The organism is Pseudomonas sp. COW5 (genome assembly GCF_026240005.1).
In the GTDB taxonomy this organism is placed as follows: Bacteria; Pseudomonadota; Gammaproteobacteria; order Pseudomonadales; family Pseudomonadaceae; genus Aquipseudomonas; species Aquipseudomonas kribbensis.
On record NZ_JAPHVP010000001.1, the window covers coordinates 5,985,834 to 5,997,834 of the forward strand.

Below are 12,001 nucleotides of genomic sequence, written 5' to 3' on the forward strand. Positions count from 1 at the left end.
ACTCGATTGTTTGGCGTCCCCAAACAGTGAACGCCAAGGTTGCGCGTTTATCGGGCCGACGCAAGTCCCTAGAGTTTCTCCATCGCAGGTTTTCAACCCATTGAAGGAGACACCTCATGACCCATACCCAGCCAAAACGCGACGTGGTTTTTCCGCCCGGACGTCATGCCTTGTACGAGCGCAATCGCTATTCACCGGCCGTTCGTTCCAACGGTTTTCTGTTTGTCTCCGGGCAAGTCGGCAGCCTTGAGGACGGCTCGCCCGAGCCGGATCTGAAGCAACAGGTGCGTCGGGCCTTCACTAACCTCAACGCGATTCTCGGCGCGGCCGGCTGCAGTTTCGATGACGTGGTGGACGTCACCGTGTTCATGGTCGATCCGCAATCGACCTTCGAAACCATCTGGGAAGTGGTGCCGGAGTTCTGGGGCGAGGCGCCGCATCCGACCATCACGGCGGTCGGCGTGACGTGGCTTTACGGATTTCAGTTCGAGATCAAGGTGATCGCCAGGCTCCCGGAATGACCTGACATCGCGTCGATTTGCAGCACGGGCCGCCAGTCTTCAGACTGGCGGCCCGCGTTCCTTTTGCGATCCATCGCCATGCCCGACACCTTGCTCAAGCCCAGTCTCCCCGGCATCGCCCTGCGCCGCTGGCGTGTGCTGCACCGCGTCAAGCAAAGCCATGCCGCCGAGTTGTTCAAGGTCACCCAGTCGACGATTTCCCGTTGGGAAAGCGGTGTGCTGGCAATGGACCCGGAGGCGCATCAACAACTCGAAACGTTGCTCGCGGCGCGACTCGACAGTGCCGCCGATCAGGCCCTCGCACGGCTGGTAACAGACAGCGCACGCCCGGTCCATTTGGTCTGCGACCTGACCCATCGCCTGCTGGCCTGCTCCCCGGCCCGGGCCGCGCAGTTCGCCAGCCCGCTGAGCGATCTGCTGGGGCAATCGCTGTGGCGGTTTGCGACGGCGGAAATCCAGCACAAGGAATCCTTGCTGGATGACGCCGGTTGGCGGGAAGTCCAGGCGCCGCCGGCTCTGGAATTCGTCACCGGCCACAATGACTCAACCCTGGTCCCCATCCGCGAAAGCCTGTGCCGCTGGACGCGGATCGCACTTTCGGACGGCACCGCCGCACGGCTGGTGGAAACGCTGTAGGCCACCCGCCGCATATTTTATGCGTGGACGATGATCGAGGCCGGGCCTAGGCTTTGGGCCCTGCTCTCTTTATCCCGGCCACTGTATGAACCTCGAAAAAATCAAGGGACGCCTCGAATTCCTGCGCGAAGCGGAACGGCTCAAGGACGTCCTCAGAAGTGCACACACCTCCTCCGGTCGCAACGAAAGCACCGCCGAACACAGCTGGCGCCTGTGCCTGATGGCGATCGTGTTTGCCGACGACCTGGCCGGGCTCGACGTGCTGAAAGTCCTGAAGATGTGCGTCATCCACGACCTCGGCGAGGCCATCAACGGTGACATTCCGGCGGTCGATCAAGCCGGTTGTCCCGACAAGGGCGAACAGGAACGCAACGACTTGCTGCTGCTCACCCGGTCTCTGGACGACGCGCTGAGAAACGAAATCCTCGCACTCTGGGACGACTACGAAAACGCCCGCTCTCCAGAAGCCAAAGCCGTGAAGGCTCTGGACAAGCTGGAAACACTTTTACAACACACTCAAGGACAGAATCCGCCAGACTTCGACTATGGCTTCAACCTGGCCTACGGCAAGCAATACACCAACGCCGATCCGCTGTTCGAAACCCTTCGGACCCTGATCGACCGGGATACCCGAGAACGCATGAATAAAAACATCACAATCCGCCACGAACGCCCCGAAGACATCGACGCCATCGCAAAATTGACCGAAGCGGCGTTCCAGCACGAAGAACACTCCAGCCACACCGAACAATTCATCGTCAACGCGCTGCGCAGCGCCGACCAGCTCAGCGTTTCGCTGGTGGCGGTGGAGAACGACACGGTGGTTGGCCATGTGGCCATTTCGCCGGTGACGATTTCCTCCGGCGCTCAAGGCTGGTATGGCCTGGGCCCGATTTCCGTATGCCCGACCCGCCAGCAACAAGGTATCGGCTCGGCGCTGATGAAGGCCTCGCTGGCGGAATTGCAGCGCATCGGCGGCGTTGGCTGCGTGGTGCTGGGTGATCCGGGCTATTACGGTCGTTTCGGCTTCAAGGCCCATGCAGGCTTGGAACTGCCGGGGATTCCGGCGGAGTACTTTCAGGCGTTGGCGTTTAGCGGGGAGTTGCCGCTCGGTGTCGTCAGCTACCACGAGGCCTTTGACGCCACCGAGTGAGGCTTGGAGCGCTTAGCGCACCAACCACCGCGCCATCAACCGCGAACTCTGCGGCATCAGCCAATACACCATGTTGAACGAGATCAACCCGGCGACCAGCATCTTGAACAACCAACCCGGCAGACGCAGATCCGCCAGTTCCAGCAGCGCCGCCAGTGCCCACGGCATGGACACCGACAGCGGCCACACCACCAGCCACGACACCAGCCATTGTTTCCAGCGGGCGCCGGCCGCGGTGGTCATGGTTGCTGGCGCCGGAGCACGGCGCGCCGGTAGATGCGGTCGCGGGCCAGGGTCATCGGATCGCGGCTCAAGGCGATGCCGTCGAGCAACCGGCCGGGGCTGAAGTCGAGGCGTTGCTGGGCCGATTGCTGGTCCTCGGCAGGCACCAGTGAATTGAGAGTAAAGATGCCCAGTTCGACTTCCCGGCGGTTTCTTGGCCACGGGACCGAACCGTCTTCGACCACGTCGCCCGGTGCCGCCAGTTGCACGATCAAACGCATCTGCGCGGGGCCCTTTGCCAGTCGCGCCGTCAGTTCCTCCTGCAAGTAGTCGACCGGCCTGCGGGCGGCTTGCTGTTCGGTGAGCAGCGATTGTCCGGTCAACGGTTCGATGCGGTAGCGAATGACCTGCTCCTGACTTTCACGGTTGCTGAAGACCAGCGCGTTCACGCCGAAGTACTCGATACTGGTGTAGCTGGCCGGTGCCGGTTTGGGCGCTTCCAAAAAGTGTCTGGCCCTCGGATGATCTGCCAGAAATGTCTGCAACGGTAGCGGGTCCGGCGGCGTCGCAACGGTCGACGCGATGCCTTGCAGGAAGCTCAGAAAGTCTTCGGGCGTGGCCACCGGGAAGCCGTCGAACGAGTGACTGACGATGTCCGTTGACTCTCCGTTTGGCAGTTTGAAACGCACCGCGAGGCCACGCGGACTGGCCATCGGATCACCGTCCACCGTGGCCGGCACGCCACTGAAGTTGGAGAAGCGCAGCACCACTGGCACCGGTTGGCCCTGCAAATGCGCGGCGCGGCTTAGGCTTGCGGCCTCGGGTGAAGCGGTGAAGGTCCCGTTCACCAACACGCCTTTGGCATGGGTCGCACGAAAGCCCGGATGCCTGCCGAACGTGGCATACAGCGCATCCAGCAGTGCGTCGTAGAGTTTGTCCTGAGACACGGAAACAGTCCTTGTGGAAGTCAGAGGTTGTTCGCCAGCGGCGTAGACAGAGGACGCAGTCAGTGTCCCTGCCAGCAGCGCGACGATCCACGGTCGGGATAATCGCATCCGGGTCACTCCTGACGCAGGCCGGGATTGAGGGCGATGTGTTTGTACTCGACAAAATCATCCATCGCCGCCACGCCGTTCAGACGCCCCTGCCCCGACTGCTTGAAGCCGCCTTCTTCGAACTCGTCGTAGACCACCGCCCAGTCGTTGACCCAGACCGTACCGGCCTCCAGCTCACGGGCAACCCTTAGCGAGCAGCCGATGTCGCGAGTCCAGACGCTGGCCGCCAGGCCGAACTCGCTGTTGTTGGCCAGCTCGATGGCCTCGGCTTCGCTGTCGAAGACTTGCAGGGTCAGCACCGGGCCGAAGGTCTCGCGCTGGACGATGGCCATTTCAGGATCGCTGACCCGCAGCAACGTCGGCCGATAGAACGCGCCTCTGGCCAGCGGCCCGTCAGTGACCGGCCCTCCGCGCACGATGACTTGCGCGCCGGCGGCTATCGCCTCTTCCACCACTTGATTGACCCGCTGCACGTTCGGCTTGTCGATCAGCGGCCCCATGTCACTGGCCGGATCGGCAGCCGGCCCGACCCGCACCGCTTCAAGGCGTGCGGCCAGGCGCTCGGTCAGCACCGTGGCGATGTCTCGTTGCACCAGCAGTCGCGAACCGGTCATACAGAACTGCCCGGCAAACACTGTCAGCGCCTTGACCAGCGCCGGCACTACCGCATCGAGATCGGCGTCGTTGAACACCAGCATCGGCGTCTTGCCGCCCAGTTCCAGCCCGAAGCGCTTGAGGTGTCGGGCACCCGCCGCCGAAATCGCCCGACCGGTACCGGTGCTGCCGGTGAAGCTGATGACCGGCACTTTCGGCGACTCCACCAGATGGATCGAACCGGTGGCGCCCTGCTCGCTGAACAGGTTGATCACACCCCGTGGCAGCGACGGCGCCTCGCTCATGATCCGTGCGATCAGCGCATTGGTCTGGGCCGTTTGTCCGGGCATCTTGATCACTGTGGTGCAACCGGCGGCCAGTGCCGGCGCCAGCGAACGGATCATCAGTACCACCGGCGAATTCCACGGCACGATGATGCCGGCCACGCCCACGGCCTGACGGATGACCAGGGAAATCTTGCCGGGCCGGGGCTCCGCTGCCCGGCCATATTCAGTGCGGGCCAGCGCGGCGTAGTAGCGCAACTTGGACGGCACCATGCCGACTTCGAACGCCGCTTCGGAGCGGATCTTGCCGTTCTCCAGCGCCAGCGTGTCAATCAGCTCGGCGGCATTCAGTTCGAAGGCGTCTGCCAGTTCCAACAAGACCTGGGCGCGCAACTGGCGGTCGTCTTTCCACGGCGTCTGGGTGAATGCCCGCTGTGCTGCTTCGATGCCTTGGCGAGCCTCGGCCTCGCCGCCTTCGGCGTAACGACCGATCAGCTCATACGTCGCCGGGTCGATGGAGTCGTGGTGAACACCGGAGTCCAGCCACAGGCCGTCGATCCAGTTCAAAACCTTGGTGTTGTTCATGGTGAGTTCTTCCTTGGATTCAGGCGTAGAGGCCGGCGATTTTTTCGGCGGTGGCGATCACGGTGAGGTTGGTGGCAACGGAGGGCACGTCGGGGAAGATCGAGGCATCGACCACCCGCAGGCCTTGCACGCCGATCACTCGGGCTTGGAGGTCGACCACCGCTTTTGCATCGCCCGGCCGGCCCATCGGGGCCGTCGACGTCGGATGGTGATAGGTGTCGAGGGTGGCTTTGACGCTGGCCAGCAAGGCCTCGTCGGAGTCGTTGCCCTGCCCCGGGTTCAGCTCGGAATGGATCAAGCCGTTGAGCGGCGCCGTCGAACCGATCCTGCGCGCCAGGCGAATACCGTCCAGCAGGCGCTGGCGATCCTTGGGCTCGGCGAGGAAATTAAGATCGATGTCGGGGGCCACGAACGGATCGCGGCTGGCGAGCGTGACCTTGCCTCGGGACAGCGGTCGGGTCAGCGCCACCGCGAGCACGAAACCGACCTGGGTCGGGCTCTGATCGTGGGGAAACAGGTGAGTCGCGGTGATGTGAATATCCAGATCACCCTGCTCGGCACTGCGGCTGTGGGTCCAGAGTTTGGCGCCGATGGCCGGTGACTGGCGACCGATCAAGTCCGGCTTGGCGGCGTAGGCGTTGTAGTAGAACGGGTGATCCACCAGGTTCTGCCCGACCGGCAACTCGGCGACCTGCGCGATTTCCAGCGCGCGCAAGTCTTCACCGGGGCCGATGCCGGAACGCAGCAGAATCGCCGCGCTGCCATAGCTGCCGGCCGACAGGATCACTTCGGCTGCCAGCAGTTGCTCGCCATTGGCCAGTTGCACGCCCACCGCACGCTGGCCGTCGAACAACACTTTGTCGACCAGACTGTCAGCGCGGATCTGCAAATTGTCGCGAGCCCGCACCTCGTCCGTGAGGTAGGCCATGCCGGTGTTGACCCGCACGCCATCGACGATGTTCATGGGATACGGACCCACACCATTGGCGTCCGCTCCGTCGAAATCGTCGATCATCCGGTAGCCGTTGGCGACTGTCGCGTAAATGAAGGCCTTCTGCATCGGCGTGACGTCAGCATTGCCGAGTTGACGCACTGGCAGCGGCCCTTCGTGACCATGGAGCTCGCTGGCGCCACCGCTGTGGCTTTCGAGTTTCCTGAACCAGGGCAGCAGCTCCTCGTAGCTCCAGCCCGGCAGATCCCAGCGCTTGAAATCAGTGACACGGGCGCGGATCGCCACCGCGCCGTTGATCGCCGAACTGCCGCCCAACACTTTGCCGCGCAACGCGCCAATCGAGTGTTCGACGTAGCCCGGCCGTGAGGTGTAACCCCATTCGAACTCGCGATTGCCATTGGCGCCGACCACGTCACTGTCAGCAACAATCCGAGGATATTTGTCCGGTGCATAACTGTGACCGGCCTCAAGCAACAGCACTTGACGCTGGCTGTTTTCACTCAAGCGACGGGCCAACACCGCGCCGGCCGAACCACCGCCGACAATGATCACGTCGACCGGTCCATGGCGATGCAGGTTCTTTTCGGGGTGGTCACCTGACTCCAGGGCCTGGGTCAGGCCACTGCCCGCCGCCAACGTCGCGGCCGCTACAACGCCGCCGGCCAGTACGGTGCGGCGAGCAGGATTATCAAGGGTATCGTTCATGCGTTTCTTCCCTGTCAGGCGTCAAAGCGCGCCTGTTGAGGGAGAGCTTATTGAAGGGTTGGAGGACTCATAAGCCGGGGAAAAATGAATCGCGGTTTCGTTTTTCCCGAACGGTTCAACGCGCCGAGTGGGTTGCGAGCAATTGCTCCCACACCGGCGGGTTGCCGATCTGTGCGCAGAGAAAATCGGTCAACGCCTGCAACTTGGGCGAGGCTCGTTGGGAGCGCCGGTACACGGCGGAAATGTTGCCGCCACGGGGCGCATAAGGCGCCAGCACTTCCTGAAGCGTGCCATCCACAATCGCTTGCGCGGCCAGAAACGTCGGCAGGATCGCCAGCCCCATGCCGGCCTTCGCCGCCTCCATCAGTTGATGACCGTTGTTGGTGCGCATCCGGCAGCGCACGCGAAACGACTCCAGCGCATTGTTCACCGGCAGCGTCCACATCCCGTGAGGCTCTCGGTTGACGTAGAGCATTGCGAAATGTCCGGACAGCTCCTGCGGGGTTTGCGGTGTACCGTGAGCGGCCAGATAGTCCGGGCTCGCGCAGATGACGTGGCGGTTGGCGGTGATGGTTTTTGCCACCAGGGAAGAGTCCGGCAGCTCGCCGATGCGGATCGCCGCGTCGTAGCGTTCTTCATGCAGATTGACGTGCCGGTCGTCGAACTCGACGTCCAGGCGCAACTCGGGATAGCGCACCGCGAACGCCGACAGGATCGGGGTCAGGTAACGAATACTGAACGCCATCGGCGCCGCCAGCCGCAGACTGCCGCGCAGGCTCGACTGAAAGGCCAGAACCGCGTCTTCGGCCTCTTCGACCTCCGCCAGAATGCGTATGCAATAACGATAAAAGACTTCGCCGGCCTCGGTCAGCCGGGCCTGTCGCCCGCGTTCGAGAACGATGCTGCCCAGGCGTTTTTCCAGTTGCGCAATCCGCTGGCTGACCATGGATTTGGCGGTACCCAGTTGCCGGGCCGCCTCGGTGATACTGCCGGTGTCGACCACCATGACGAACGATTGCATCTCGCAAAGCTTGTTCAAGTTCTACTTCCAGTGCAGGCCAGGCACACGACCGCTGTCGGCCGTGCGCCCGTGATTGTTTTTATTCTGAGAGAGGGGATTGCTTGAGGGTGTCCGACAACTTTTCCGCCATCATGATGACGGTCGGGTTCAGGTTGATCAGCGGGATCTCGGGGAAAATCGACGCATCAATCACGCGCAGCCCTTGTACGCCATACACCCTGCCCTGTTCATCCACCACGGCGCCAGGATCGCTCGGCAGTCCCATCGGCGCGGTCGAGCACGGGTGCTGCAAGGTGCCCACGCCTTTGGCCAGTGCCGCGCGGATCTGTTCGTCGCTGCCATCCACGGACGGGCCGGGATACAACTCTTCCACGATCAGGCTTTTCAACGGTTCGGTGTTGGCCAGTTTGCGAGCCAGACGGAAGCACTCGACCATCCGGTTCATGTCGTCCTCGCTGGTCAAATGATTGAGTTCGATGACAGGCGCATCGGCCGGGTCGCGACTGCTCAGGCGAATGCGCCCGGTGGAGGTGCAGTGCATCAACTCCAGGCCCAGCGAGAATGCGACGCCGGTGGGGCTGATGGCCGGGTCGAGCAGGTGCGAGGGTGAAATGCCGATGTCCAGTTCCTTGTCCGAACCGGCATGGGACGAATGGGTCCAGAGTTGTGCGCCCACCACCGGATGCTCCTGCCCTTTCAGGGTTTCCTGGCCGCTGAAGTTCATCCAGAAGAACGCATGATCAAGCAGCCGGGTGCCGACCGGTGCGTCCTTGACCAGCGGGATGTCCAGCGCTTGCAGATCGGCTTTCGGGCCGATGCCCGAGCGCAACAGGATCGCGGCCGAGCCATAGGAGCCGGCGCTGAGGATCACTTCTTTGCCGTGCAATGTTCGGCCGTCCGCCAGACGCACCGACTGAACCCTGCCCTGCTCGATCAGCACTTTATCGACCAGGCTCTGCTCCAGAATCGTCAGGTTGGGCCGCGATCGCACTTCACGGGTGAGATAGGCCATCGCAGTGTTCACGCGCACGCCATTGATCACGTTCATCGGGTTGGGGCCGGCGCCGTTGTTGGCCTCGGGGTTGTTGAAGTCGTCGACCTTGTGGGCGCCACAAGCCCAGGCGGCTTCGAGCATCGCGCGTTGTACCGGGGTGATGTAGTCGAGCGACATCTGGTGAATCGGCAGCGGCCCGTTTCGGCCATGCCATTGCTCGTCACCGTGGGGAGCGCTCTCCATTTTTTTGTAGTACGGCAGGACGTCTTCGAAGCTCCAGCCCTTCAAGCCCTTGGCGCTGAACCTGGCAAAGTCGAACGGCAAGGCCCGGCACGCCACCGCGCCATTGATCGCGGAGCTGCCGCCCAACACCTTGCCCCGTGGCGCGTAGACCGCCTGTGGTTGCTCGACGGGGTTGGCGAAGTAGCCCCATTCATAACGGGCATCGCCATTGGCGGCGATGATGTTGGCGTTGTAGCTTTCTTCAGGGTATTCGTCCGGGTCGAACGCCCGTCCCGCCTCGACCAGCAGCACATCGAGCTGCCGTTCTTCGGACAGTCGCGCCGCCAGCACGGCCCCCGCAGAACCGCCACCCAGAATCACAAAGTCGAACACCTTGTCATGGACCGTCATCTCACTTCCCTATTCTTGTCACGTGATGTGAAGGCATGCCGCACCGTGCGGCCGCGCCCACAGACTCATCGAGCGAGCTGCCGCCCACCAGTCCCCGAAAACGGGCCGCTCCTTCCCACACAATGGACAATCGGGCTTGTATAGTTGGCGTCCTTTTCCCGAGCGAATGCCGCCCGTGCTAGATCTCAATGACCTGCAGTATTTCGTGATGGTGGTGGACCACGGTGGCTTTGCGCCGACGGCGCGGGCGCTGGGGATTCCCAAGTCCAACCTGAGCCGGCGCATCGCCTTGCTCGAAGAGCGCCTGGGCGTGCGGTTGATCATTCGCAACACGCGCAACTTCTCGGTGACCGAACTGGGCCAGACCTACTACGCCCACTGCCGCTCGATGCTCAAACAGGCCGAAGCGGCCGAGGCAGCGATTGCCATGACCCGCGCCGAACCGGCCGGCGTGCTACGCGTGACCTGTCCGACCACGCTGCTGGAAGAATGCGTCGGCGGGATCATCACGCGCTTCATGGCCATGCACCCGCGCGTCGAAGTGCATCTGGAATCCAGCGACCGGCAGGTCGACGTGGTGGCCGAAGGCGTCGATCTGGCGCTGCGGGTGCGGCCGCCGCTGCTTCAGGATTCGGAACTGATCAGCCGGGTACTGTCGCAGCGACCGCAATGCCTGGTCGCCAGCCCCGCACTGTTGAATCGGCTGGGCGAACCCCGTGAGCCGGAAGACCTGTCGCGCTTCCCCAGCGTTCATCACGGCAGTCCGCAGCAGGCCTACCAATGGACGCTATTCCATGCGGATGGCGCCGAGTTCACCCTGCAACACCGCCCGCAACTGATCACCAAAGGGCTGCCGATGCTCCGTTGCGCGGCCATCGACAGCATCGGTGTGGCGCAGATGCCGATGTCGCTGGTCCATGACTTCATCGAACGCGGGCAACTGGCCGTGGTGCTGCCGGACTGGGCACCGCGTACGGAAATGATCTACGCCGTGTTTGCGACCCGCCACGGCATGCTGCCGTCGCTGCGCATGCTGATCGACTTCATGGCCGAGCAGTTCGAACTCCTTGATGATCCGTTGCGTGGAATGCGGGCGAAAGCCTGAGTCGATTGTTTATGCTTCGTGTCTGATGCCTTCACCAAAGCGCTCTTGATGCCGTTTCGGCGATCAATGACTCTGTCCGTACGTTGTTTTTGCACTGACAGAAAAGAGCCAACGCCATGCAAAGCCCGAGAACCCTGTACCAGAAACACATCGACAGTCACACCGTCTGCACCCTCGACGATCAGGGCCATGTGCTGCTTTACATCGACCGCCAGGTCGCCAACGAATACACCAGCCCGCAAGCCTTCAGCGGCCTGCGCGATGCCGGGCGCACGGTGTGGCGGCCTGCGGCGACACTGGCGGTGGTCGATCATGTGAACCCCACCGCACCGAAACGCATCGCAACCATGCCCGACGCCGGGGGCGCGCGGCAGGTGTCGTACTTCGAAGAAAACTGCCGCGACTTCGGCATCGAGCTGTTCGATGTGCTGGACAAACGCCAGGGCATCGAACACGTGGTGGCGCCGGAACAGGGTTTCATTTTGCCGGGCATGGTGGTGGCGGCCGGTGACAGCCACACCACCACTTACGGCGCACTGGGCGCCTTCGGTTTCGGCATCGGCACCTCGGAAATCGAGCACCTGCTGGCGACACAGACCCTGGTCTACAAACGCCTGAAAACCATGCGGGTGACGGTCAACGGTGAGCTTGGTGCGGGCATCACGTCGAAAGACATCATCATGGCGCTGATCGAGCAGATCGGTGCTTCGGGGGCCACCGGTTTTGCCATCGAATTCACCGGCCCGGCGATCAGCGATCTCAGCGTCGAAGCACGCATGACCATCTGCAACATGGCGGTGGAGGCCGGCGCCCGTGGGGCGTTCATGGCGCCGGACGACAAGGTCTTCGCCTATCTGCAACTCAAGCCGCGTGCGCCGAAAGGCGAACTCTGGGAGCAAGCGGTCGAACGCTGGAAAGGCCTGCACAGCGACCATGGCGCGGTGTTCGACAGTGAAGTCAGCCTGGATGTCTCGGCGCTGGAACCGATGGTCACCTGGGGCACCAGCCCGGATCAGGCCTCCCCTGTCGGCGGAAGAGTGCCGGACCCGGCCAGCCAGCCCGACCCGATTCTGCGTCAGGGTCTGCAACGCGCCCTTGACTACATGGGATTGAAACCCGGCACACCGCTGAGCGAAGTTGTGATCAGTCACGCCTTCATCGGCTCCTGCACCAATGCGCGGATCGAAGACTTGCGTGACGTTGCCCGCGTGGTGCGCGGCAAGCACGTGGCGCCCCACGTGCGGGCGATGATCGTGCCCGGCTCGACACTGGTGCGCGATCAGGCGGAAGACGAAGGGCTGGCGCAGATCTTTCGCGACGCCGGTTTCGAATGGCGGCAGTCTGGCTGCTCGATGTGCCTGGCGATGAACGACGACGTGCTCGCGCCCGGTGATCGCTGTGCGTCCAGCACCAATCGCAATTTCGAAGGCCGTCAGGGCGCCGGTGCGCGCACCCACCTGATGAGCCCGGCAATGGTCGCCGCAGCCGCCATCACCGGACATTTGACTGACGTTCGCGCTTTCGCGCCGGGAGTTTGAGCC

The 12,001-nt window shown here is 63.0% G+C and carries 11 protein-coding genes and 1 pseudogene; 6 read left to right on the forward strand and 6 right to left on the reverse strand.

Features of this window, described 5'->3' with window-relative positions; all coding sequences use genetic code 11:
- Positions 1-116 precede the first annotated feature (116 nt).
- The 4 genes and pseudogenes from OQ248_RS27305 (at position 117) to OQ248_RS27320 (ending at position 2,310) form a co-directional block, all read left to right on the forward strand.
- Positions 117-521: a RidA family protein gene (locus OQ248_RS27305; RefSeq protein ID WP_265814762.1), complete on the forward strand. Its 405-nt coding sequence runs from the start codon at positions 117-119 to the stop codon at positions 519-521.
- A 78-nt stretch (positions 522-599) separates the two neighbouring features.
- Positions 600-1,157 (forward strand): helix-turn-helix transcriptional regulator, encoded by a 558-nt coding sequence (locus OQ248_RS27310; RefSeq protein ID WP_265814763.1) that lies wholly within the window; start codon positions 600-602, stop codon positions 1,155-1,157.
- Positions 1,158-1,242: 85 nt separating this feature from the next.
- Positions 1,243-1,800, forward strand: a pseudogene (locus OQ248_RS27315) (HD domain-containing protein); the annotation flags it as partial.
- Complete coding sequence (locus OQ248_RS27320) at positions 1,798-2,310, forward strand: N-acetyltransferase (RefSeq protein WP_265815157.1); 513 nt, start codon at positions 1,798-1,800, stop codon at positions 2,308-2,310. The pseudogene OQ248_RS27315 and the gene OQ248_RS27320, both read left to right, overlap by 3 nt.
- A 12-nt stretch (positions 2,311-2,322) precedes the next feature.
- Here the strand turns inward: OQ248_RS27320 and OQ248_RS27325 are convergent, their stop codons facing one another.
- From OQ248_RS27325 to OQ248_RS27350, 6 genes are all read right to left on the reverse strand, one after another.
- Positions 2,323-2,553 (reverse strand): hypothetical protein, encoded by a 231-nt coding sequence (locus OQ248_RS27325; protein WP_265814764.1) that lies wholly within the window; start codon positions 2,551-2,553, stop codon positions 2,323-2,325.
- Complete coding sequence (locus OQ248_RS27330) at positions 2,550-3,587, reverse strand: catalase family peroxidase (protein ID WP_265814765.1); 1,038 nt, start codon at positions 3,585-3,587, stop codon at positions 2,550-2,552. Before OQ248_RS27330 ends, OQ248_RS27325 begins: the two co-directional genes overlap by 4 nt.
- Positions 3,588-3,592: 5 nt before the next feature.
- Complete coding sequence (locus OQ248_RS27335; RefSeq protein ID WP_265814766.1) at positions 3,593-5,050, reverse strand: aldehyde dehydrogenase family protein; 1,458 nt, start codon at positions 5,048-5,050, stop codon at positions 3,593-3,595.
- Between the two features lie 19 nt (positions 5,051-5,069).
- Complete coding sequence (locus tag OQ248_RS27340) at positions 5,070-6,707, reverse strand: GMC oxidoreductase (RefSeq protein ID WP_265814767.1); 1,638 nt, start codon at positions 6,705-6,707, stop codon at positions 5,070-5,072.
- Between the two features lie 115 nt (positions 6,708-6,822).
- Positions 6,823-7,746 carry a LysR family transcriptional regulator gene (locus tag OQ248_RS27345; protein ID WP_265814768.1) on the reverse strand — a complete coding sequence of 308 codons (924 nt, stop codon included), beginning with the start codon at positions 7,744-7,746 and terminating at the stop codon, positions 6,823-6,825.
- Positions 7,747-7,807: 61 nt separating this feature from the next.
- Entirely contained in the window at positions 7,808-9,355 is a 1,548-nt protein-coding gene (locus OQ248_RS27350) for a GMC oxidoreductase (protein ID WP_265814769.1), read from the reverse strand.
- A gap of 175 nt (positions 9,356-9,530) precedes the next feature.
- Here OQ248_RS27350 and OQ248_RS27355 point away from each other — a divergent pair, with 175 nt between their 5' ends.
- Positions 9,531-10,460, forward strand: coding sequence for a LysR substrate-binding domain-containing protein (locus OQ248_RS27355; RefSeq protein WP_347710549.1), 930 nt, complete (start codon positions 9,531-9,533; stop codon positions 10,458-10,460).
- A gap of 116 nt (positions 10,461-10,576) precedes the next feature.
- Positions 10,577-11,998, forward strand: a complete 1,422-nt coding sequence (leuC, locus tag OQ248_RS27360) for a 3-isopropylmalate dehydratase large subunit (RefSeq protein WP_265814771.1) — start codon at positions 10,577-10,579, stop codon at positions 11,996-11,998.
- Positions 11,999-12,001 lie beyond the last annotated feature (3 nt).

Coding starts and splice junctions, on each gene's coding strand:
- OQ248_RS27305 (WP_265814762.1), top strand. CDS start 117: ATGACCCATACCCAGCCAAAACGCGACGTGGTTTTTCCGCCCGGACGT.
- OQ248_RS27310 (WP_265814763.1), top strand. CDS start 600: ATGCCCGACACCTTGCTCAAGCCCAGTCTCCCCGGCATCGCCCTGCGC.
- OQ248_RS27320 (WP_265815157.1), top strand. CDS start 1,798: ATGAATAAAAACATCACAATCCGCCACGAACGCCCCGAAGACATCGAC.
- OQ248_RS27325 (WP_265814764.1), bottom strand. CDS start 2,553: ATGACCACCGCGGCCGGCGCCCGCTGGAAACAATGGCTGGTGTCGTGG.
- OQ248_RS27330 (WP_265814765.1), bottom strand. CDS start 3,587: ATGCGATTATCCCGACCGTGGATCGTCGCGCTGCTGGCAGGGACACTG.
- OQ248_RS27335 (WP_265814766.1), bottom strand. CDS start 5,050: ATGAACAACACCAAGGTTTTGAACTGGATCGACGGCCTGTGGCTGGAC.
- OQ248_RS27340 (WP_265814767.1), bottom strand. CDS start 6,707: ATGAACGATACCCTTGATAATCCTGCTCGCCGCACCGTACTGGCCGGC.
- OQ248_RS27350 (WP_265814769.1), bottom strand. CDS start 9,355: ATGACGGTCCATGACAAGGTGTTCGACTTTGTGATTCTGGGTGGCGGT.
- leuC (WP_265814771.1), top strand. CDS start 10,577: ATGCAAAGCCCGAGAACCCTGTACCAGAAACACATCGACAGTCACACC.